This window comes from Pseudomonas sp. R3-56 (assembly GCF_051132075.1).
GTDB lineage: Bacteria > Pseudomonadota > Gammaproteobacteria > Pseudomonadales > Pseudomonadaceae > Aquipseudomonas.
Genome location: NZ_CP071657.1, coordinates 5,290,276 through 5,312,240, shown reverse-complemented (window position 1 = coordinate 5,312,240; position 21,965 = coordinate 5,290,276). Strand labels below are relative to the sequence as shown.

Annotated in this window: 18 protein-coding genes and 2 tRNA genes; 19 read left to right on the top strand and 1 reads right to left on the bottom strand. The window is 59.2% G+C overall.

The window, feature by feature from the left end; all coding sequences use genetic code 11:
* Positions 1 to 51 precede the first annotated feature (51 nt).
* The 7 genes from dnaK to J3P96_RS24160 all read left to right on the top strand — a co-directional run bounded on the left by dnaK (position 52) and on the right by J3P96_RS24160 (position 9,829).
* Positions 52 to 1,968, top strand: a complete 1,917-nt coding sequence (gene dnaK, locus J3P96_RS24190) for a molecular chaperone DnaK (protein WP_434653714.1) — start codon at positions 52 to 54, stop codon at positions 1,966 to 1,968.
* Positions 1,969 to 2,258: 290 nt separating this feature from the next.
* Positions 2,259 to 3,383, top strand: a complete 1,125-nt coding sequence (gene dnaJ / locus J3P96_RS24185) for a molecular chaperone DnaJ (RefSeq protein ID WP_030139779.1) — start codon at positions 2,259 to 2,261, stop codon at positions 3,381 to 3,383.
* Between the two features lie 9 nt (positions 3,384 to 3,392).
* Complete coding sequence (dapB, locus tag J3P96_RS24180; protein WP_434653713.1) at positions 3,393 to 4,199, top strand: 4-hydroxy-tetrahydrodipicolinate reductase; 807 nt, start codon at positions 3,393 to 3,395, stop codon at positions 4,197 to 4,199.
* Positions 4,200 to 4,453: 254 nt separating this feature from the next.
* Positions 4,454 to 5,590: a glutamine-hydrolyzing carbamoyl-phosphate synthase small subunit gene (gene carA / locus J3P96_RS24175; RefSeq protein ID WP_305496914.1), complete on the top strand. Its 1,137-nt coding sequence runs from the start codon at positions 4,454 to 4,456 to the stop codon at positions 5,588 to 5,590.
* 105 nt (positions 5,591 to 5,695) lie between these two features.
* A complete protein-coding gene (gene carB / locus J3P96_RS24170) occupies positions 5,696 to 8,917 on the top strand; it encodes a carbamoyl-phosphate synthase large subunit (protein WP_434653712.1) in 3,222 nt (1,073 codons plus the stop codon).
* A 2-nt stretch (positions 8,918 to 8,919) separates the two neighbouring features.
* On the top strand, positions 8,920 to 9,396 hold the full coding sequence (gene greA, locus J3P96_RS24165) for a transcription elongation factor GreA (RefSeq protein WP_030139783.1): 477 nt from the start codon (positions 8,920 to 8,922) through the stop codon (positions 9,394 to 9,396).
* A 28-nt stretch (positions 9,397 to 9,424) separates the two neighbouring features.
* A complete protein-coding gene (locus J3P96_RS24160) occupies positions 9,425 to 9,829 on the top strand; it encodes an MFS transporter (protein ID WP_434653711.1) in 405 nt (134 codons plus the stop codon).
* A gap of 9 nt (positions 9,830 to 9,838) precedes the next feature.
* Here J3P96_RS24160 and J3P96_RS24155 read toward each other — a convergent pair whose 3' ends face one another.
* A complete protein-coding gene (locus tag J3P96_RS24155; RefSeq protein WP_181287543.1) occupies positions 9,839 to 10,147 on the bottom strand; it encodes a YhbY family RNA-binding protein in 309 nt (102 codons plus the stop codon).
* 107 nt (positions 10,148 to 10,254) lie between these two features.
* On the opposite strand from J3P96_RS24155, the gene rlmE reads away from it, so the two are divergent.
* From rlmE to rbfA, 12 genes are all read left to right on the top strand, one after another.
* A complete protein-coding gene (rlmE, locus tag J3P96_RS24150; RefSeq protein ID WP_305496908.1) occupies positions 10,255 to 10,905 on the top strand; it encodes a 23S rRNA (uridine(2552)-2'-O)-methyltransferase RlmE in 651 nt (216 codons plus the stop codon).
* 193 nt (positions 10,906 to 11,098) lie between these two features.
* Positions 11,099 to 13,012 (top strand): ATP-dependent zinc metalloprotease FtsH, encoded by a 1,914-nt coding sequence (gene ftsH, locus J3P96_RS24145; RefSeq protein WP_305496907.1) that lies wholly within the window; start codon positions 11,099 to 11,101, stop codon positions 13,010 to 13,012.
* A gap of 8 nt (positions 13,013 to 13,020) precedes the next feature.
* Positions 13,021 to 13,872, top strand: coding sequence for a dihydropteroate synthase (gene folP / locus J3P96_RS24140; RefSeq protein ID WP_434653710.1), 852 nt, complete (start codon positions 13,021 to 13,023; stop codon positions 13,870 to 13,872).
* Between the two features lie 16 nt (positions 13,873 to 13,888).
* A complete protein-coding gene (glmM, locus tag J3P96_RS24135; RefSeq protein ID WP_434653709.1) occupies positions 13,889 to 15,226 on the top strand; it encodes a phosphoglucosamine mutase in 1,338 nt (445 codons plus the stop codon).
* A 66-nt stretch (positions 15,227 to 15,292) separates the two neighbouring features.
* Positions 15,293 to 16,048 (top strand): triose-phosphate isomerase, encoded by a 756-nt coding sequence (gene tpiA, locus J3P96_RS24130; RefSeq protein ID WP_305496904.1) that lies wholly within the window; start codon positions 15,293 to 15,295, stop codon positions 16,046 to 16,048.
* A gap of 4 nt (positions 16,049 to 16,052) precedes the next feature.
* Positions 16,053 to 16,436 carry a preprotein translocase subunit SecG gene (secG, locus tag J3P96_RS24125; protein ID WP_025211789.1) on the top strand — a complete coding sequence of 128 codons (384 nt, stop codon included), beginning with the start codon at positions 16,053 to 16,055 and terminating at the stop codon, positions 16,434 to 16,436.
* 21 nt (positions 16,437 to 16,457) lie between these two features.
* Positions 16,458 to 16,543, top strand: a tRNA-Leu gene (locus J3P96_RS24120).
* A gap of 97 nt (positions 16,544 to 16,640) precedes the next feature.
* Positions 16,641 to 16,717: transfer RNA gene (locus J3P96_RS24115), tRNA-Met, on the top strand.
* A gap of 138 nt (positions 16,718 to 16,855) precedes the next feature.
* Positions 16,856 to 17,314, top strand: a complete 459-nt coding sequence (gene rimP, locus J3P96_RS24110) for a ribosome maturation factor RimP (RefSeq protein WP_053118762.1) — start codon at positions 16,856 to 16,858, stop codon at positions 17,312 to 17,314.
* A gap of 59 nt (positions 17,315 to 17,373) precedes the next feature.
* Positions 17,374 to 18,855 (top strand): transcription termination factor NusA, encoded by a 1,482-nt coding sequence (nusA, locus tag J3P96_RS24105; RefSeq protein WP_047229054.1) that lies wholly within the window; start codon positions 17,374 to 17,376, stop codon positions 18,853 to 18,855.
* Positions 18,856 to 18,882: 27 nt separating this feature from the next.
* Complete coding sequence (infB, locus tag J3P96_RS24100) at positions 18,883 to 21,402, top strand: translation initiation factor IF-2 (protein WP_434653708.1); 2,520 nt, start codon at positions 18,883 to 18,885, stop codon at positions 21,400 to 21,402.
* Positions 21,403 to 21,561: 159 nt separating this feature from the next.
* Positions 21,562 to 21,963, top strand: a complete 402-nt coding sequence (gene rbfA, locus J3P96_RS24095) for a 30S ribosome-binding factor RbfA (RefSeq protein ID WP_181287552.1) — start codon at positions 21,562 to 21,564, stop codon at positions 21,961 to 21,963.
* Positions 21,964 to 21,965: the final 2 nt, after the last annotated feature.

Here is a 21,965-nt window from a genome sequence, read left to right as displayed (position 1 = left end):
AGTTAGCCACCACTGCTGCGGCAAAAAAATTCAAGTTCCGGGAGAGTTAACATGGGCAAGATTATCGGTATCGACCTGGGGACCACCAACTCGTGCGTCTCCGTGCTGGAAAACGGCAAGGCCAAAGTCATCGAGAATGCTGAAGGCGCGCGTACCACGCCGTCGATCATCGCTTACGCCAACGATGGCGAGATCCTGGTGGGTCAGTCCGCCAAGCGTCAGGCTGTGACCAATCCGCATAACACCCTGTACGCGGTGAAGCGTCTGATCGGTCGCAAGTTCGACGAAGAAGTCGTGCAGAAAGACATCAAGATGGTGCCGTACAAAATCGCCAAGGCTGACAACGGCGACGCATGGGTTGAAGTGAACGGCCAGAAAATGGCGCCGCCACAGATCTCGGCTGAAATCCTGAAAAAAATGAAGAAAACCGCCGAAGACTACCTCGGCGAGCCAGTGACTGAAGCGGTCATTACCGTTCCTGCGTACTTCAACGACAGCCAGCGCCAGGCGACCAAAGACGCCGGCCGCATCGCTGGCCTGGACGTGAAACGTATCATCAACGAACCAACCGCAGCCGCTCTGGCCTACGGTATGGACAAGGCCAAGGGCGATCACACCGTGATCGTTTATGACCTGGGTGGCGGTACTTTCGACGTTTCCGTGATCGAAATTGCCGAAGTCGATGGCGAGCACCAGTTCGAAGTATTGGCAACCAACGGCGATACATTCCTGGGTGGTGAAGACTTTGACATCCGCCTGATCGACTACCTCGTCGATGAGTTCAAGAAAGAAAGCGGCATGAACCTCAAGGGTGACCCGCTGGCCATGCAGCGTCTGAAAGAGGCCGCTGAGAAAGCCAAGATCGAACTGTCCTCGAGCCAGTCGACCGACGTGAACCTGCCGTACATCACCGCAGACGCTACCGGTCCGAAGCACCTGAACGTGAAAATCTCCCGCGCCAAGCTCGAAGCGCTGGTGGAAGACCTGGTTCAGCGCACCATCGAACCTTGCCGTATTGCGATGAAGGATGCCGGTATCGACGTCGGCTCGATCAACGACGTGATCCTGGTCGGTGGCCAGACCCGTATGCCGCTGGTTCAGAAGCTGGTTACCGATTTCTTTGGTAAAGAAGCACGTAAGGACGTGAACCCGGACGAAGCCGTTGCCATGGGTGCTGCCATCCAGGGTGCCGTTCTGGCCGGCGACGTGAAAGACGTTCTGCTGCTCGACGTCAGCCCGCTGACCCTGGGTATCGAAACCATGGGCGGCGTGATGACCGCGCTGATCGAGAAAAACACCACGATTCCTACCAAGAAATCCCAGGTGTTCTCGACGGCCGACGACAACCAGAGCGCCGTGACCATCCACGTGCTGCAGGGTGAGCGCAAGCAAGCTACCCAGAACAAGTCCTTGGGCAAGTTCGACCTGGCCGAGATTCCACCGGCGCCACGCGGTGTGCCACAAATCGAAGTGACCTTCGACATCGACGCCAACGGCATCCTGCACGTCGGCGCGAAAGACAAGGCCACCGGCAAGACCCAGTCGATCGTGATCAAGGCCAACTCCGGTCTGTCCGAGGAAGAAATTCAGCAGATGGTTCGCGACGCTGAAGTCAACGCCGAGGAAGACCGCAAGTTCGAAGAGCTGGCCAGCGCTCGTAACCAGGGCGACGCCTTGGTTCACTCGACCCGCAAGATGGTTGCCGATGCCGGCGACAAAGTGACTGCTGAAGAGAAGACCGCGATCGAAGCTGCCGTGGTTGCCCTTGAAGCTGCCGTCAAAGGCGACGACAAGGCTGCCATCGAGGCGAAGATCGAAGAGCTGTCGAAAGTCTCCGCGCCAGTGGCCCAGAAGATGTATGCCGAGCAGGCCCAGCCAGCTGAAGGTGCTGCGCAGCAAGGCGAATCGGCCGAGAAAGCCGATGATGTGGTCGACGCTGAGTTCGAAGAAGTGAAAGACAACAAGTAATCGCTTGTTGGTTGGCCGGTTGACTGCGTTTGTGCGGTGGCTGGTAGGATGTCGCCGCGCGGGAGCTTGCTCCCGCGTTGGCGTGTCTGGAGTCAGTGAATTTTTACAGCATGCGACAGCGTTCGGGTGCTGGCGGTGTGTTCGGGAATGCTCCTGCTTTCCGGGCGATATGCGCCGAGACCAGGATCGTTGAATCGACGTGAGTTGGGTCCGGGCCTGTATTGGGGCTCAACGAGTTTGGCAAGGTTCAGGAGAGGTTTGCCGGACGTCCTATAAGAGTGCAAAGACTAATGGCGAAGCGTGATTTTTACGAAGTATTGGGTGTCGAGCGGGGAGCCAGCGAGGCAGAGCTGAAAAAGGCTTACCGTCGCCTGGCGATGAAGCACCACCCAGACCGTAATCCCGGCGATAAAGCGTCGGAAGAGATGTTCAAGGAAGCCAACGAGGCTTACGAAGTTCTGTCCGATTCCAGCAAGCGCGCGGCCTACGACCAATACGGGCATGCCGGTGTCGACCCGAGCATGGGTGGTGGCGGTGCCGGTTTCGGCGGCCAGAACTTCTCCGATATTTTCGGCGATGTGTTCAGTGATTTTTTTGGCGGCGGTCGCGGCGGCGCCCGTGGTGGTGCCCAGCGTGGCAGCGATTTGCGCTACACGCTGGAGCTGAACCTGGAAGAAGCGGTGCGCGGTACTACCGTGAATATCCGGGTGCCGACGCTGGTCAATTGCAAACCGTGCGACGGTTCGGGCGCCAAGAAGGGCTCTTCGCCGGTCACCTGCCCGACTTGCGGCGGCATCGGCCAGGTTCGCATGCAGCAGGGCTTCTTCTCGGTCCAGCAGACCTGCCCGCGTTGCCATGGCCAGGGCAAGATCATTTCCGATCCGTGCGACTCCTGCCACGGCGAAGGGCGTGTCGAAGAGTACAAGACGCTGTCGGTCAAAGTGCCGGCCGGTGTCGACACCGGTGACCGCATTCGTCTGTCCGGCGAAGGCGAGGCGGGTGCCCAGGGCGGCCCGACCGGCGATCTGTATGTAGTGATCAACGTGCGCGAGCACGCGATCTTCCAGCGTGATGGCAAGCATCTGTTCTGCGAAGTGCCGATCAGTTTTGTTGATGCGGCCTTGGGCGGTGAGCTTGAAATCCCGACCCTTGATGGTCGCGTCAAATTGAAGATTCCCGAAGGGACGCAAACCGGCAAGCAGTTCCGCATTCGCGGCAAGGGCGTGGCTCCGGTGCGTGGCGGCGGTGCGGGCGACTTGATGTGCCGCGTCGCGGTAGAGACACCGGTCAACCTGAGCCGGCGCCAGCGGGAGCTGCTCGAAGAGTTCCGCAGTTCCCTGGCGGATGACAACAGCCACTCGCCGAAAACCACCGGTTGGTTCGAAGGTGTGAAGCGCTTCTTCGGCGATCTGTAAGGAGTGGGCATGCGACGTATAGCTGTGATGGGCGCCGCGGGGCGTATGGGCAAGGCGCTGGTCGAGGCGGTGCAGCAGCGCTCGCCGCTCTCTGGCCTGACGGCTGCCATTGTCCGGCCCGACAGTACACTGGTGGGCGCCGATGCTGGCGAGCTGGCCTCGATCGGACGTATCGGCGTGCCAATGTCCGGTGGGTTGGAAAAGGTACTCGATGAGTTTGACGTCCTGATCGACTTCACCCTGCCAGAAGTCATGCTGAAAAACCTCGCCACCTGCCGCAAGGCTGGCAAGGCCATGGTCATCGGCACGACCGGCCTGGATACCGCGCAGAAGCAATTGTTGGCTGATGCCGGCAAGGACATACCGATCGTGTTCGCGGCGAACTTCAGCGTGGGCGTGAATCTCTCGCTCAAGCTGCTGGACCTGACGGCGCGGGTGTTGGGTGATGATGCGGATATCGAAATCATCGAGGCGCATCACCGTCACAAGATCGATGCGCCTTCGGGAACAGCCTTGCGCATGGGCGAGGTGATTGCCGATGCGCTGGGTCGTGATCTGCAGGAAGTGGCTGTGTATGGGCGCCAGGGGCACACCGGTGCGCGTGAGCGAGACACCATCGGTTTCGCGACCGTGCGTGGTGGCGACGTGGTAGGTGATCACACCGTGCTGTTCGCCACCGAGGGTGAGCGCCTGGAGATTACGCACAAGGCGTCGAGTCGGATGACTTTCGCCAAGGGCGCCGTGCGTGCCGCGCTGTGGCTGGATGGTCGCGAACCCGGCTTGTACGACATGCAGGACGTTCTCGACCTGCGTTGATGCCTTCAAGGCGGGGTTCAGGTTACACTGAGCCCCGTTTTACACCGCTTCGCGACGGCCTGTCGCATTCCCCTGCCTTTAAGGCTCATTAGCGGTGGACCAAAAAAGCCTTTTTCTGTAAGCTACAGCTTTAGTGTGTCCACTAAAAGCGCGCAGAATAATTCAGTGAACAAGCGGGGTGACGTGTCCATACGTCACTCCGCTTTTTTACAACCTGCGATCGCCCTTTCAGGCTTTATTTACGGGAGGTCTTCTTGACTAAGCCAGCCATACTCGCCCTTGCTGATGGCAGCATTTTTCGCGGCGAAGCCATTGGAGCCGACGGTCAGACCGTTGGTGAGGTGGTGTTTAACACCGCAATGACCGGCTATCAGGAAATTCTTACCGATCCTTCCTACGCCCAGCAAATCGTTACCCTGACTTACCCGCATATCGGCAACACCGGCACCACGCCGGAAGATGCCGAGTCCGATCGTGTCTGGTCCGCTGGCCTGGTCATCCGCGACCTGCCGCTGGTAGCGAGCAACTGGCGTAACAAGATGTCCCTGTCCGACTACCTGAAAGCCAACAACGTCGTGGCGATCGCCGGTATCGACACCCGCCGCCTGACTCGCATCCTGCGGGAAAAAGGCGCGCAGAACGGCTGCATCATGGCCGGTGACAATATTTCCGACGAGGCCGCCATTGCCGCTGCCCAGGGTTTCCCAGGCCTCAAAGGCATGGACCTGGCGAAAGTCGTCAGCACTCAGAAGCAGTACGAATGGCGCTCCTCGGTCTGGGACTTGAAAACCGATAGCCACGCGACGATCGAGGCTTCCGAACTGCCGTATCACGTGGTCGCTTACGATTACGGCGTCAAGCTGAACATCCTGCGCATGCTGGTCGCGCGCGGTTGCCGCGTAACCGTAGTGCCGGCCCAGACCCCGGCGGCCGACGTCCTGGCCCTCAAGCCCGACGGCGTGTTCCTGTCCAACGGCCCGGGTGACCCGGAGCCATGCGACTACGCGATCCAGGCGATCAAGGACGTGCTGGAAACCGAGATACCGGTATTCGGTATCTGCCTGGGGCACCAGTTGCTGGCCCTGGCTTCGGGCGCCAAGACCCTGAAAATGGGCCACGGCCACCACGGTGCCAACCACCCGGTCCAGGACCTGGATACCGGTGTCGTCATGATCACCAGCCAGAACCACGGTTTTGCGGTTGACGAGGCGACCCTGCCGGCCAACGTACGGGCCATCCACAAGTCGCTGTTCGACGGCACGCTGCAAGGCATCGAGCGTACCGACAAGAGCGCGTTCAGCTTCCAGGGCCACCCTGAGGCGAGCCCGGGCCCGAACGATGTGGCGCCGCTGTTCGATCGCTTCATCAATGAGATGGCCAAGCGACGCTGACCGCGTGAAACCCGAGGGCGGCCCCGGAAACGGTGGCCCCCGCGGGCGCTTCAAAGATTGTTCGACGGCCTAGCCGACTGACCTGCGGATTTGAGTGACAAACCCATGCCAAAACGTACAGACATAAAAAGCATCCTGATTCTCGGCGCTGGCCCGATCGTGATCGGCCAGGCCTGCGAATTCGACTACTCCGGCGCCCAGGCTTGCAAGGCCCTGCGCGAAGAGGGTTATCGCGTCATCCTGGTGAACTCCAACCCGGCCACCATCATGACCGACCCGGCCATGGCTGACGCCACCTACATCGAGCCGATCAAGTGGCAGACCGTTGCCAAGATCATCGAGAAGGAGCGTCCGGACGCGCTGCTGCCGACCATGGGTGGCCAGACCGCATTGAACTGCGCTCTGGACCTGGAGCGCGAAGGCGTCCTGGAGAAGTTCGGTGTGGAAATGATCGGCGCCAATGCCGACACCATCGACAAGGCCGAAGATCGTTCGCGCTTCGACAAGGCGATGAAATCCATCGGCCTGGACTGCCCACGCTCGGGCATCGCCCACAACATGGAAGAAGCCAACGCCGTGCTGGAACGCCTCGGCTTCCCGTGCATCATCCGTCCGTCCTTCACCATGGGCGGCACGGGTGGTGGCATCGCCTACAACCGTGAAGAATTCGAAGAAATCTGCGCTCGTGGCCTGGACCTGTCGCCAACCAAGGAACTGCTGATCGACGAGTCCCTGATTGGTTGGAAAGAATACGAAATGGAAGTTGTCCGCGACAAAAAGGACAACTGCATCATCGTTTGCTCCATCGAGAACTTCGATCCGATGGGCGTGCACACCGGCGACTCGATCACCGTCGCACCGGCCCAGACCCTGACCGATAAGGAATACCAGATCCTGCGTAACGCCTCCTTGGCGGTACTGCGCGAGATCGGCGTGGAAACCGGTGGCTCCAACGTCCAGTTCGGCATCTGCCCGAACACTGGCCGTATGGTGGTCATCGAGATGAACCCGCGCGTGTCCCGTTCGTCGGCCCTGGCCTCGAAGGCCACCGGTTTCCCGATCGCCAAGGTCGCCGCCAAGCTGGCCGTCGGTTACACCCTGGACGAACTGTCGAACGACATCACCGGCGGCAAGACTCCGGCGTCCTTCGAGCCGTCCATCGACTACGTGGTGACCAAGCTGCCGCGTTTCGCCTTCGAGAAATTCGCCAAGGCTGACGCGCGCCTGACCACCCAGATGAAATCGGTGGGTGAAGTCATGGCCATCGGCCGGACTTTCCAGGAATCCCTGCAAAAAGCCCTTCGTGGCCTGGAAGTGGGTGTCTGCGGCCTCGATCCGAAGCTGGACCTGAGCAAGCCGGAAAGCATGAGCGAGCTCAAGCGCGAGCTGACCGTGCCGGGTGCCGAGCGTATCTGGTACGTGGCGGATGCCTTCCGCGCCGGCATGACTGTCGAGCAGATTTTCGACATGAACATGATCGACCCTTGGTTCCTGGTGCAGATCGAAGATCTGATCAAGGAAGAAGAGAAGGTCAAGACCATGGGCATGTCCAGCATCGATCGCAACACGATGCTGGGTCTCAAGCGCAAGGGCTTCTCCGACATGCGCCTGGCCAAGCTGCTGGGTGTCACCGAAAAGAGCCTGCGCACTCACCGCCACAAGCTGGAAGTCTTCCCGGTCTACAAGCGCGTCGACACCTGCGCGGCCGAGTTCGCCACCGACACTGCCTACCTGTACTCCACGTACGAAGAAGAGTGCGAAGCCGCGCCTTCGACCCGGGACAAGATCATGATCCTGGGCGGCGGTCCGAACCGGATCGGCCAAGGCATCGAGTTCGACTACTGCTGCGTCCACGCGGCACTGGCGCTGCGCGACGATGGTTACGAAACCATCATGGTCAACTGCAACCCAGAGACCGTTTCCACCGACTACGACACCTCTGATCGCCTGTACTTCGAGCCAGTGACCCTGGAAGACGTGCTGGAAATCGTCCGTGTCGAGAAGCCAAAAGGCGTGATCGTCCAGTACGGCGGGCAGACCCCTCTGAAACTGGCCCGCGCCCTCGAAGCCGCCGGCGTGCCGATCATCGGCACCAGCCCGGATGCTATCGACCGCGCCGAAGACCGCGAGCGCTTCCAGCAGATGGTCGAGCGCCTGAACCTGCGCCAGCCACCAAACGCCACCGTGCGCAGCGAAGACGAAGCGATTCGTGCGGCGGCGAAGATCGGTTATCCGCTGGTGGTGCGCCCGTCCTACGTACTGGGCGGCCGTGCGATGGAAATCGTTTACCAGGAAGACGAACTCAAGCGCTACCTGCGCGAAGCGGTCCAGGTGTCCAATGACAGCCCGGTTCTGCTCGACCACTTCCTCAACTGCGCCATCGAAATGGACGTGGACGCGGTCTGCGACGGCAAGGATGTCGTGATCGGCGCAATTATGCAGCACATCGAGCAGGCAGGCGTTCACTCCGGTGACTCCGCCTGTTCGTTGCCGCCATACTCGTTGCCGGCCCACATCCAGGACGAGATGCGTGAGCAGGTCAAGAAAATGGCCCTGGAGCTCGGGGTTGTCGGCCTGATGAACGTGCAGCTGGCGCTTCAGGGCGAAGACATCTACGTCATCGAAGTCAACCCGCGCGCCTCCCGGACCGTACCGTTCGTGTCCAAATGCATCGGTGTTTCCCTGGCGATGATCGCTGCTCGCGTGATGGCCGGTAAAACCTTGGCGGAGCTGAACTTCACCAAGGAAATTATCCCGAACTTCTACAGCGTGAAAGAGGCGGTGTTCCCCTTCGCCAAATTCCCTGGCGTTGACCCGATCCTCGGCCCGGAAATGAAATCCACCGGAGAAGTGATGGGCGTTGGCGACACCTTTGGCGAGGCCTTTGCCAAGGCCCAGATGGGCGCAAGCGAAGTCCTGCCAACGGGCGGCACGGCGTTCATCAGCGTGCGTGATGACGACAAGCCACTGGTTGCGGGCGTGGCCCGTGATCTGATCAACTTGGGTTTCGAAGTGGTCGCCACTGCCGGTACCGCCAAGCTGATCGAGGCGGCGGGCCTGAAAGTGCGCCGCGTGAACAAGGTGACCGAGGGTCGTCCGCACGTGGTCGACATGATCAAGAATGACGAAGTCACGCTGATCATCAACACCACCGAAGGCCGTCAATCGATCGCCGATTCCTATTCCATTCGTCGCAATGCGCTGCAGCATAAGATCTACTGCACCACGACTATTGCTGCCGGCGAGGCGATCTGCGAAGCGCTCAAGTTCGGACCCGAGAAGACCGTACGTCGCTTGCAGGATCTACATGCAGGATTGAAGGCATGAGCATAACCAAGTACCCGATGACTGTTCAGGGCGCGAAGGCCCTGGAGGAAGAGCACGCTTTCCTGACCAAGGTCGAGCGTCCGCGCTTGAGCCAGGCGATCGGTGAAGCCCGTGAACTGGGCGACCTGAAGGAAAACGCCGAATACCACGCTGCCCGAGAGGAGCAGGGCATGGTCGAGGCGCGTGTCCGTGACATCGAAGGCCGCATGCAGAATGCGGTGATCATCGACGTCACGACGATTCCGCACACTGGCAAAGTGATTTTCGGCACTACCGTGGAAATCGCCAACGTCGAGACTGATGAAAGCGTCACTTACCAGATCGTTGGCGAGGATGAGGCGGATATCAAGCTCGGCAAGATTTCAGTCGGCTCGCCTATCGCCCGCGCCTTGATTGCCAAGGAAGAGGGTGATGTGGTTGCCGTGAAGACACCTGGCGGTGTCATTGAGTACGAGATTGTCGAAGTCCGTCATATCTGAGCGAAGGCACCCGCTGCGTGCGGGTGCCATGATCTGGCAGCTCACCCAGATGTTATGGGTGGGCGGCGTCTGGTTGTTGCATATCGGTCTGCTGCCGGTGCTGGGTCGGATCGGCCTGGCACCGCTGCTCATCGATGAAATCGCAGGTATGCTGACGGCGCTGCTGGTGGGTTTTTCGGCAGTGTGCGTGATATTCCAGGCTTTGGTGCTGGTTCAGGCCGAGGGCCTTGGCAGTCTATGGCGCGACATCCGTGGGCAATTGCTGCTCATGGCCTTGTACGCTTGCGGGATGTTCCTGGCGGTGCGTCTCGGCTGGCCGGAGGCGAGCCAATGGCAGGTATTCAGCTATCTGGTGCTGGGTTTTTCCGGCCTGGTGCTGGTGTTGCAGCCGGTTCCCGGATGGAGCGGCAGGGTGCGCGAAGCACACCCTTGACCCTTTGCATCATTTGAAGCGGTGAACATTCGACAGTTGCTTGTTGACGCTGAAGTTCTTGCGATAAATCAGCGCCATCTTGCCGATGACCTGGACCAGGTCAGCCTTGCCGACCTTGCACAGCTCGGCAACGGCAGCCAGGCGGGCTTCGCGGTCGAGGATGTTGAGCTTGATCTTGATCAGCTCGTGATCGCCGAGGGCGCGTTCCAGTTCAGCGAGGACACCTTCAGTCAAACCGTTGTCAGCCACAGTCAAAACCGGTTTCAGATGGTGGCCGATGGATTTGTATTGTTTCTTCTGCTCTTGAGTGAGCGGCATAATCTGACCCCTGCGTCTGATCTTGTAAAAAGCGGCGGCCAGTTTACCCGAGCGAGTCCGGGACCGCCCACTTAATCACGACCCGATTTATTTTTCAGAGGTGGCCCGTGGCCCGTTCCAAGACTAGCCAGAACTGGCTCAGAGAGCATTTCAACGATCCGTACGTCAAAATGGCGCAAAAAGACGGCTATCGCTCGCGCGCCAGCTATAAATTGCTAGAGATTCAGGAGAAGGATCGCCTGATTCGTCCTGGCATGACCGTGATCGACCTCGGCGCAGCGCCGGGTGGCTGGTCGCAGGTGACCAGTCGTCTGATTGGCGGCCAGGGGCGATTGATCGCTTCAGACATCCTGGAAATGGACAGCATCCCTGACGTGACCTTTATCCAGGGTGATTTCACCGAGGACGCCGTATTGGCGCAAATCCTCGAGGCCGTCGGAAATACGCAAGTCGACCTTGTGATTTCCGATATGGCCCCCAATATGAGTGGATTGGCGGCTGTCGACATGCCTCGTGCAATGTTCCTCAGCGAGCTGGCCCTGGATCTGGCGGGGCGGGTTCTGCGTCCGGGTGGTGATTTCCTGATCAAGGTCTTCCAGGGTGAAGGCTTCGATGAATACCACAAGGGCATGCGCAAATTGTTCGACAAGGTGCAGATGCGCAAGCCTTTGTCGTCCCGCGACCGCTCTCGCGAGCAGTATCTGCTGGCGCGAGGGTTTCGCGGAATCGAAGGCGCTTCCAGTGATGAGCGGCTTTGAAACAGGCCGATAGTTTTTTTTGTATCGCATTGCGGGCGTCGCGTAACGAAAATTGCGCGAGTCAAAGTTTCACAAAGGGTTACAGACGGCGCCTGCCAGAGTCGCAGGTAATGTAGTAAGTTAGGCCGGTGAATATCATGCGAAGCGCGCGCCAGTAGCGGAGCTTGCTTCAGAGGGTAGTTAATTGAACGATATGGCAAAGAATCTGATCCTGTGGTTGATCATCGCCGCTGTCCTTGTGACCGTGATGAACAACTTCTCCAGCCCTAACGAGCCGCAGACCCTCAACTATTCCGATTTCCTCCAGCAGGTCAAGGAAGGCAAGGTCGAGCGCGTAGCCGTTGATGGTTATGTGATTACCGGCAAGCGCAGCGATGGCGATAGCTTCAAAACCATTCGTCCGGCGATCCAGGACAATGGCCTGATCGGCGACCTGGTGGACAATCATGTCGTGATTGAAGGCAAGCAGCCTGAGCAGCAAAGTATCTGGACCCAGCTCCTGGTCGCGAGCTTCCCGATCCTGGTGATCATCGCGGTGTTCATGTTCTTCATGCGCCAGATGCAGGGCGGGGCCGGAGGGAAGGGCGGGCCGATGAGTTTCGGCAAGAGCAAGGCCCGACTATTGTCCGAAGATCAGGTCAAGACCACCCTGGCTGACGTCGCCGGTTGCGATGAAGCCAAGGAAGAAGTCGGCGAACTGGTTGAATTCCTGCGTGATCCGGGCAAATTCCAGCGCCTGGGCGGGCGTATTCCCCGCGGCGTACTGATGGTGGGGCCACCTGGTACCGGTAAAACCTTGCTGGCCAAGGCAATCGCCGGCGAAGCCAAGGTTCCGTTCTTCACCATTTCCGGTTCCGACTTCGTCGAGATGTTCGTCGGCGTCGGTGCGAGCCGTGTTCGCGACATGTTCGAGCAGGCGAAGAAGCACGCACCGTGCATTATCTTCATCGACGAGATCGACGCCGTTGGTCGCCACCGTGGCGCCGGCATGGGCGGCGGTCACGATGAGCGCGAGCAGACCCTCAACCAGTTGCTGGTCGAGATGGACGGTTTCGAGATGAATGACGGCATCATCGTGATCGCCGCCACCAACCGTCCTGACGTGCTCGACCCTGCGCTGCTGCGTCCAGGTCGTTTTGACCGTCAGGTCGTGGTGGGGCTGCCGGACATTCGTGGTCGCGAGCAGATCCTGAAGGTTCACATGCGCAAGGTGCCAATGGGGGATGACGTTGCTCCGGCGGTCATCGCTCGCGGCACACCGGGTTTCTCCGGTGCTGACCTGGCGAACCTGGTAAACGAAGCGTCGCTGTTTGCTGCTCGTTCCGGCAAGCGTGTCGTGGAAATGAAGGAGTTCGAACTCGCCAAGGACAAGATCATGATGGGCGCCGAGCGCAAATCCATGGTCATGTCGGAAAAGGAAAAGCAGAACACCGCTTACCACGAGGCAGGACATGCCATCGTCGGTCGTGTCGTGCCTGAGCATGATCCGGTGTACAAGGTTTCGATCATTCCGCGCGGTCGTGCGCTGGGTGTGACGATGTTCCTGCCGGAAGAGGACCGTTACAGCCTGTCCAAGCGTGCGCTGATCAGCCAGATCTGTTCGCTGTACGGTGGCCGTATCGCCGAGGAAATGACGTTGGGCTTTGACGGCGTGACGACAGGTGCCTCCAACGACATCATGCGCGCAAGTCAGATTGCCCGGAACATGGTTACCAAGTGGGGCTTGTCCGAAAAGCTCGGTCCGTTGATGTATGCCGAGGAAGAGGGCGAAGTGTTCCTGGGTCGCGGCGGCGGTGGCCAGCATGCAAGCTTCTCTGGTGAGACGGCCAAGCTGATCGACTCGGAAGTTCGCAGCATCATTGACCAGTGCTACGGCACGGCCAAGCAGATCCTTACGGACAACCGCGACAAACTGGACGCGATGGCTGACGCACTGATGAAATATGAAACCATCGATGCCGAGCAGATCGACGACATCATGGCTGGCCGCACACCTCGTGAGCCTCGTGACTGGTCCGGTGGTGGCACGGGTACCTCCGGTACGCCGCCAGCGGTACAGGGTGAGCGTCCCGAGACGCCCATCGGTGGTCCGGCCGCCGACGTCTAAGGCTTGAAATGACTTCTGTTCAGTCCTCTAACCGGTTGCCTTGCGGCAACCGGTTTCTTGATTTGGCCCGTGCGCACGTCATGGGCATTCTTAATGTCACTCCCGATTCCTTTTCCGATGGTGGAAAATTCTGCCAGCTCGACGCTGCCTTGCGGCATGCCGAAGCCATGGTGGCAGCAGGTGCAACGCTGATCGATATTGGTGGTGAATCGACCCGTCCCGGTGCGCGGGCGGTGTCACCTACCGAAGAGCTGGAGCGAGTGGCGCCGATTGTCGAGCGTATACACCGCGAGCTTGATGTCATCATTTCGGTTGATACCTCTACGCCAGCGGTCATGCGCGAGGCAGCGCGGCTGGGGGCGGGGCTGATCAATGATGTCCGGTCCTTGCGGCGCGACGGCGCGCTGGACGCCGCGGCGGCAACTGGGTTGCCGGTGTGTCTGATGCATATGCTCGGCGAGCCGGGGACCATGCAGGACGATCCGCACTATGATGATGTGACCAGGGAAGTGGCGGGGTTCCTCGCGGAGCGCCTGGACCAGTGTGCTGCCGTGGGCATTCCTGCCGAGCGGGTCATCCTTGATCCCGGGTTCGGCTTTGCCAAGACCCTGGCTCACAACCTGAGCCTGTTCAAGCATATGGAAGCCTTGCATGCGCTGGGGCGGCCCCTGTTGGTTGGCGTCTCGCGAAAGAGCATGATAGGCAATGCCTTGGGCCGACCGGTGGGTGAGCGCTTGTATGGCGGTCTCGCCCTGGCTGCCTTGGCCCTTACCAAAGGTGCGCGCATTTTGCGCGTGCATGATGTAGCCGAAACGATGGATGTCGTGCGGATGATCGACGCAGTGGATTCAGCCGAATAAGAATGACGGAGCACTTATGAGCAAGAAATATTTTGGCACCGACGGTATTCGTGGTCGGGTCGGCGAATACCCTATTACCCCTGATTTCATGCTCAAGCTCGGCTGGGCCGCCGGCATGGCGTTCCGCAAGATGGGCGCATGCAAGGTGCTGGTCGGCAAGGACACGCGGATTTCCGGCTACATGTTCGAATCGGCTCTCGAGGCCGGCCTTACGTCGGCGGGTGCCGATGTGATGTTGCTGGGCCCGATGCCGACGCCGGCCATTGCCTACCTGACCCGTACATTCCAGGCCCAGGCGGGTATTGTGATCAGTGCTTCGCACAATCCTCATGATGACAACGGCATCAAGTTTTTCTCTGGCAAGGGCACCAAGCTGCCGGATGAAATCGAGCTGATGATCGAAGAGCTGCTGGATGCGCCGATGACGGTGGTCGAGTCGAGCAAGATCGGCAAGGTGTCGCGGATCAACGATGCATCGGGTCGTTATATCGAGTTCTGCAAAGGCAGTGTTCCAACCGGTACGAGCTTTTCCGGTCTGAAAATCGTTGTCGATTGCGCGCATGGCGCAACCTATAAGGTCGCGCCCAGCGTTTTTCGCGAATTGGGTGCCGAGGTGGTGGTGCTCTCTGCCCAGCCCAACGGGCTGAACATCAACCACAATTGCGGCTCGACCCATACCGAGGCATTGCAGGCTGCGGTCCTGGCCGAACATGCCGATCTCGGGATCGCTTTCGACGGTGACGGTGACCGGGTGCTGATGGTCGACCATACCGGTACGGTCGTTGATGGTGATGAGTTGCTGTTCATCATCGCGCGCGATCTGCATGGTCGCGGCAAGCTGCAGGGCGGCGTGGTTGGTACGTTGATGAGCAACCTCGGGCTTGAATTGGCCTTGGCGGATCTGGATATCCCATTCGTCCGGGCTAATGTCGGCGACCGCTACGTGATCTCGGAATTGCTTGAGCGCAACTGGGTGATCGGGGGCGAGAATTCCGGCCACATCGTCTGCTTCGACCATACCACCACCGGTGATGCGATCATCGCTGCGCTGCAAGTGCTGATGGCGCTCAAGGCTCGTAACGAAGGGCTGGCGCAGTCGCGCCAGGCGCTGCGCAAATGTCCGCAAGTATTGATCAATGTGCGTTTTGGTGGAGGCGTCAGTCCTCTCGAGCACGTGACGGTCAAGCAGGCCAGCGAGCGCATCACACTGGCTATGGCCGGGCGTGGACGGGTGTTATTGCGCAAGTCTGGCACGGAGCCTTTGGTGCGCGTCATGGTCGAAGGCGAGGATGAAGTACAGGTCCGCGGTTATGCCGAAGAGCTGGCGAAGCTGGTTACTGAAGTTTCTGCCTGAATTCGGCTTGCCAGTCATGAATCCGTTGGGTAACATCTGCGCCCACTTTGACCGACGAGGTACAGCATGCGTCGCCCTATGGTAGCTGGTAACTGGAAGATGCACGGTACCCGCGCCAGCGTCGCTGAGCTGATCAAGGGCCTTCGTAACCTGGCCTTGCCAAGCGGTGTTGATGTGGCGGTGTTCCCGCCTTGCCTGTATATCAACCAAGTGGTTGATGGCTTGAAAGGCAAGTCGATTTCGGTGGGTGCACAAAACTCTGCAGTGGAATCCATGCAGGGTGCGTTGACTGGTGAAATCGCGCCGAGTCAGCTGGTGGACGCAGGATGTTCACTGGTCCTGGTCGGTCATTCCGAGCGTCGCCTGATCATGGGCGAGCAGGACAAGACCCTGATTCGCAAATTTGCCGCGGCACAGGCTTGTGGTCTGATTCCGGTGTTGTGCGTAGGGGAGACCCTCGAACAGCGTGAGGCAGGCAAGACTCTCGAAGTTGTCGCTCGCCAGTTGGGCAGCATCATCGAGGACCTGGGTGTCGGTGCGTTTGCAAAGGCAGTCATCGCTTACGAGCCGGTCTGGGCCATTGGCACCGGGCTGACTGCTTCGCCTCAACAGGCGCAGGATGTGCACGCCGCCATCCGCGCGCAGTTGGCGCAAGAAAATTCTGAAGTGGCACGAGGTGTGCGGCTTCTATACGGCGGCAGCGTGAAGGCGGCCAATGCGGTCGAACTGTTCGGCATGCCGGATATCGATGGGGGGCTCATTGGTGGAGCGTCCCTGAATGCAGATGAGTTCGGTGCGATCTGTCGCGCCGCGGGAAACTGAAAAAATGCTGGAAACAGTCGTAGTCGTTTTTCATCTGCTGGGCGCACTGGGTGTAGTTGCTCTCGTATTGCTGCAGCAGGGTAAAGGTGCGGATGCTGGTGCGTCTTTCGGTGCAGGTGCTTCAAATACTGTATTCGGAAGCCAAGGTTCCTCTACCTTTCTTAGTAAGTTTACTGCTATACTCGCCGCCGGTTTCTTCATAACCAGCTTGGGGTTAGGTTACTTTGCTAAAGAGAAGGCTCATGAGCTGACTCAGGTAGGTTTGCCAAACCCAGCGGTGTTGGAAGCGCCAAAGCAACAACCGGCTTCTGATGATGTCCCGGTGCTTCAAGAGCAAAAGTCGGCCAATCCGGCGACTGACGTACCTCCAGCTCAAGAGCAGAAGTAAGAAGGTTTCAAACGCTGTATTGCCGAGGTGGTGGAATTGGTAGACACGCAACCTTGAGGTGGTTGTGCCCATAGGGTGTAGGGGTTCGAGTCCCCTTCTCGGTACCAATTATCAGGAGAGCCCGCAATTGCGGGCTTTCTTGTAGGTGGAAGCGTTACATTGACCCTGTAAGGGATCGGTCGTATACTTCCGCCCCAGCTTTGTCGCGGGATGGAGCAGCCTGGTAGCTCGTCGGGCTCATAACCCGAAGGTCGTCGGTTCAAATCCGGCTCCCGCAACCAGTTTCAGGGCCCCTTCCAAGGGGCTTTTTGTTAGCTGGACATTTACAACGCCGCTGTTCGACGGCGTTTCAGGGATGGGCGATTCGCCCATTTTTTTTTATTTGCATGGCATGCACATACATGCACGAGGGGGTTCAGGTGTCGAGCAAGCTAGAACAGTTGCAGGCCTTGTTGGCCCCGGTGGTCGTGGCCCTTGGCTATGAATGCTGGGGTATTGAGTTTTCGGCTCAAGGTCGCCACTCACTGTTGCGCGTTTATATCGATAAGGAAGGCGGCGTGTTGGTGGATGATTGCGCCATCGTCAGCCGTCAGATCAGTGGTGTGCTGGATGTTGAAGATCCCATCACCTCCGAATACACCCTTGAAGTTTCCTCGCCTGGCATGGAACGCCCTCTGTTCACTCTTGAACAGTTCGCTTTGTTTGCCGGTGAACAAGTGAAGATCAAGCTGCGCTCGCCCTTTGAAGGTCGACGCAACTTCCAAGGCCTTCTACGCGGTGTGGAAGAACAGGATGTCGTGGTGCAGGTAGATGACCATGAGTTCCTGTTGCCGATCGATATGATCGACAAGGCCAACATTATTCCCAGTTTTGACTGATACGTGCCAGATACTGCGGATCCCGCGGATCCAATGGCTTGCGAAAGGCGAGGCGTACGATGAGCAAAGAAGTACTGCTGGTTGTTGAGTCGGTATCCAATGAAAAGGGCGTACCGGCTAACGTTATTTTTGAAGCACTGGAGCTGGCCCTGGCCACTGCTACCAAGAAGCGCTTCGAAGACGAAGTTGATTTGCGTGTGGAGATCAATCGCCACACCGGTGCCTACGAGACTTTCCGTCGCTGGACGGTAGTCGAGGAGGCCGACCTGGATGATCCGGCTATCGAAACCTGGCCGAGCAAGGTTGCAGAAACGCATCCTGGCGCCAAGGTGGGTGATGTCGTCGAAGAAAAGATCGAGTCCATCGAATTTGGCCGCATTGCTGCACAGACTGCCAAGCAGGTCATTGTGCAGAAAGTTCGCGAAGCCGAGCGCGCGCAAGTCGTCGATGCCTATCGCGAGCGCCTGGGAGAGATCATCTCCGGCACCGTTAAAAAAGTCACCCGCGACAACGTGATCGTTGATCTGGGCAACAATGCCGAAGCATTGCTGGCTCGTGAAGACATCATTTCTCGCGAAACTTTCCGGGTTGGCGTGCGTTTGCGTGCGCTGCTCAAGGAAATCCGCACCGAGAACCGCGGCCCGCAGCTGATCCTGTCGCGTACCGCGCCGGAGATGCTGATCGAGTTGTTCCGCATCGAAGTGCCGGAAATTGCTGAAGGCCTGATCGAAGTAATGGCCGCCTCCCGTGATCCGGGTTCGCGGGCCAAAATCGCGGTCCGCTCCAAGGACAAACGCATCGACCCGCAAGGTGCCTGCATCGGCATGCGTGGTTCGCGCGTCCAGGCCGTATCCGGCGAGTTGGGCGGCGAGCGTGTGGATATCGTCCTGTGGGACGATAACCCGGCTCAGTTCGTGATCAATGCCATGTCGCCCGCTGAAGTGGCGGCAATTATCGTCGACGAGGATGCCCATGCCATGGACATCGCCGTTGGCGCAGACAATCTCGCTCAGGCCATCGGTCGCGGTGGTCAGAACGTGCGTCTGGCTAGCCAATTGACTGGCTGGACCCTGAACGTGATGACCGAATCGGACATCCAGGCCAAGCAGCAAGCTGAAACCGGCGACATCCTGCGCAACTTCATCGAAGAGCTTGAAGTCGATGAAGAGCTGGCGCAGGTGCTGGTGGATGAAGGCTTTACCAGCCTGGAAGAGATTGCCTACGTACCGGTGGAGGAAATGCTCAACATCGACGGCTTTGACGAGGACATCGTCAACGAGCTTCGCGCTCGTGCCAAGGATCGCTTGTTGACCAAAGCCATCGCTACTGAGGAAAAGCTGGCAGACGCCCATCCGGCCGAAGACCTGCTCTCGCTTGAGGGCATGGACAAGGATTTGGCGATGGAACTGGCGGTGCGCGGCGTAATTACCCGCGAAGACCTGGCCGAGCAGTCTATTGACGATCTGCTCGACATCGACGGCATTGACGATGATCGTGCCGGCAAGTTGATCATGGCCGCCCGAGCCCACTGGTTCGAGTAATTAGGCGCGGCCTGAGGAGAGAAGTGCATGACGCAAGTCACGGTGAAACAACTGGCCGATGAGGTCAAAACACCGGTAGAGCGCCTGTTGCAGCAGATGCGTGAGGCAGGTCTGCCGCACACCGCCGCCGAGGAACATGTGACCGACAGTGAGAAGCAGTCTCTGCTCACTCACTTGAAGAGCAGTCACAAGGCGAAAGTGGAAGAACCGCGCAAGATCACTCTGCAGCGTAAAACCACCAGCACCCTGCGTGTTGCCGGTAGCAAAAGCATCAGCGTTGAAGTACGCAAGAAGAAAGTCTTCGTACAGCGCAGCCCGGAAGAAATCGAAGCCGAGCGCAAGCGCGAACTGGAAGAACGTCGCGCGGCAGAAAATGCTGCACGTCAGAAGGCTGAAGAAGAAGCCAAGCGTCGCGCCGAAGAAGAAGCGCGTCGCCAGCCTGCTGCTGCGCAATCTGCTCCAGCCGAAGTGGTCCAGACGCCTGCGGCGGCAGCTGAGCCAGTGCGTGAAAGCGCTCCTGTCCTGGCAGCTGCTCCGGCGCCGGCGGACACCCGCAAGCGCGACGAACAGCGTCGTCCGGACAAACCACGTGCCGACGACAACCGTCGTGGCAGTGGCGATGGCGAGCGCAAAAACGCTCCTCATCGTGCTTCGGTCAAGGAAAAGGCGCCTGCGCCGCGTGTTGCGCCACGTACCACCGACGAAGAAAGCGATGGCTTCCGTCGCGGCGGTCGCGGCAAGGCCAAGCTGAAGAAACGCAACGCCCACGGTTTCCAGAGCCCTACCGGCCCTGTCGTGCGTGAAGTGAAGATCGGCGAGACCATCACTGTGGGCGATCTGGCCCAGCAGATGTCGGTCAAGGCTGCTGAAATCATCAAGTTCATGTTCAAGCTGGGCACGCCAGCCACCATCAATCAGGTACTGGACCAGGAAACTGCCCAACTGGTTGCCGAAGAGCTGGGCCACAAAGTGACCCTGGTCAGCGACACCGCCCTGGAAGATTCCCTGGCCGAGTCCCTGAAGTTTGAAGGTGAAGCGGTTTCCCGTGCGCCGGTCGTGACCGTCATGGGTCACGTTGACCACGGTAAAACCTCGCTGCTCGACTACATCCGTCGTGCCAAGGTAGCCGCTGGCGAAGCCGGTGGTATCACCCAGCACATCGGTGCCTACCACGTTGAAACCGACCGCGGCATGGTGACGTTCCTCGATACCCCGGGCCACGCCGCGTTTACCGCGATGCGTGCCCGTGGTGCCAAGGCGACCGACATCGTGATCCTGGTGGTTGCAGCGGACGACGGCGTGATGCCGCAAACCATCGAAGCCGTTCAGCATGCCAAGGCTGCTGGCGTGCCGCTGGTGGTTGCGGTGAACAAGATCGACAAGCCGGGCGCCGATCTCGATCGCATCCGCAGCGAACTGTCGGTTCACGGCGTGACTTCCGAGGAGTGGGGTGGCGACACTCCTTTCGTTCCGGTCTCGGCGAAGATGGGTACCGGCGTTGACGAACTGCTCGAAGCCGTTCTGTTGCAAGCCGAAGTTCTGGAATTGACCGCTACACCTTCGGCTCCTGGCCGTGGCGTGGTCGTTGAATCGCGTCTCGACAAGGGCCGTGGTCCGGTCGCGACCGTCCTGGTTCAGGACGGTACCCTGCGTCAGGGCGACATGGTGCTGGTCGGTTCGAACTATGGCCGCGTGCGCGCCATGCTCGACGAGAACGGCAAGCCAATCAAGGAAGCCGGTCCGGCTATCCCGGTCGAGATCCTCGGTCTGGACGGTACCCCGGATGCTGGCGACGAGATGAGCGTTGTGGCTGACGAGAAGAAGGCCCGTGAAGTGGCTCTGTTCCGTCAAGGCAAGTTCCGCGAAGTCAAACTGGCTCGCGCTCACGCCGGCAAGCTGGAAAACATCTTCGAGAACATGGGCCAGGAAGAGAAGAAGACGCTCAACATCGTCCTCAAATCCGACGTCCGTGGTTCGCTCGAAGCGTTGAACGGCGCCTTGAATGGCCTGGGTAACGACGAAGTGCAAGTGCGCGTTGTCGGTGGCGGTGTCGGTGGTATCACCGAATCCGACGCCAACCTGGCACTCGCTTCCAACGCTGTACTGTTCGGCTTCAACGTGCGTGCCGATGCCGGCGCGCGCAAGATCGTCGAGCAGGAAGGCCTGGATATGCGTTACTACAACGTGATCTACGACATCATCGAAGACGTCAAGAAAGCCTTGACCGGTATGCTCGGCAGCGACGTTCGCGAGAACATCCTGGGCGTGGCCGAAGTGCGCGATGTGTTCCGTTCGCCGAAGTTCGGCGCGATCGCCGGTTGCATGGTGATCGAAGGTGTCGTTCACCGTAACCGTCCGATCCGCGTATTGCGTGAAGACATCGTGATCTTCGAAGGCGAGCTGGAATCCCTGCGCCGCTTCAAGGATGACGCTTCCGAAGTACGTGCCGGCATGGAATGCGGTATCGGCGTCAAGAGCTACAACGACGTCAAGGTCGGCGACAAGATCGAAGTCTTCGAGAAGGTCCAGGTTGCTCGCAGCCTCTGACTCGCGTACTTCAAGAGCCGTACCGGGCAGTCGCATGAATATGCGCTGCCTGGCTGGCGGACTCTAAACGCAACGCCCGGTCTGGCTTTTGCCAGGCCGGGCGTTTGCCGCTTTCAGACCTCACGGGTTTGACCGTGGGGCAGTAACAGGTAACAAGACATGGCAAAAGAATATAGCCGTACCCAACGAATCGGCGATCAGATGCAGCGCGAGCTGGCCCAACTGATCCGCCGCGAAGTCAAAGACCCGCGCGTCGGCCTGGTGACCATTACCGCTGTTGAAGTCAGCCGTGACGTCGGTCACGCCAAGATCTTCATCACGGTGATGGGTCAGGACAGCGCCGAAGAAATCGCCCAGAGCATCAAGGTGCTCAACTCGGCAGCCGGTTTCCTGCGCATGCAACTGGCGCGGGAAATGAAGCTGCGCAGCGTTCCACAGCTGCACTTCCACTACGACGAAAGCGTCGTGCGGGGTGCGCATCTGTCGGCGCTGATCGAGCGTGCCGTGGCTGAAGACAGTCAGCATCCGGCTGCCGCTGAACCCGAAGACACCAAGGAGTAATC

Coding starts and splice junctions, on each gene's coding strand:
- infB (WP_434653708.1), top strand. CDS start 18,883: ATGACGCAAGTCACGGTGAAACAACTGGCCGATGAGGTCAAAACACCG.
- dnaJ (WP_030139779.1), top strand. CDS start 2,259: ATGGCGAAGCGTGATTTTTACGAAGTATTGGGTGTCGAGCGGGGAGCC.
- ftsH (WP_305496907.1), top strand. CDS start 11,099: ATGGCAAAGAATCTGATCCTGTGGTTGATCATCGCCGCTGTCCTTGTG.
- nusA (WP_047229054.1), top strand. CDS start 17,374: ATGAGCAAAGAAGTACTGCTGGTTGTTGAGTCGGTATCCAATGAAAAG.
- J3P96_RS24160 (WP_434653711.1), top strand. CDS start 9,425: ATGATCTGGCAGCTCACCCAGATGTTATGGGTGGGCGGCGTCTGGTTG.
- tpiA (WP_305496904.1), top strand. CDS start 15,293: ATGCGTCGCCCTATGGTAGCTGGTAACTGGAAGATGCACGGTACCCGC.
- rbfA (WP_181287552.1), top strand. CDS start 21,562: ATGGCAAAAGAATATAGCCGTACCCAACGAATCGGCGATCAGATGCAG.
- secG (WP_025211789.1), top strand. CDS start 16,053: ATGCTGGAAACAGTCGTAGTCGTTTTTCATCTGCTGGGCGCACTGGGT.
- dapB (WP_434653713.1), top strand. CDS start 3,393: ATGCGACGTATAGCTGTGATGGGCGCCGCGGGGCGTATGGGCAAGGCG.
- folP (WP_434653710.1), top strand. CDS start 13,021: ATGACTTCTGTTCAGTCCTCTAACCGGTTGCCTTGCGGCAACCGGTTT.
- dnaK (WP_434653714.1), top strand. CDS start 52: ATGGGCAAGATTATCGGTATCGACCTGGGGACCACCAACTCGTGCGTC.
- glmM (WP_434653709.1), top strand. CDS start 13,889: ATGAGCAAGAAATATTTTGGCACCGACGGTATTCGTGGTCGGGTCGGC.
- J3P96_RS24155 (WP_181287543.1), bottom strand. CDS start 10,147: ATGCCGCTCACTCAAGAGCAGAAGAAACAATACAAATCCATCGGCCAC.
- carB (WP_434653712.1), top strand. CDS start 5,696: ATGCCAAAACGTACAGACATAAAAAGCATCCTGATTCTCGGCGCTGGC.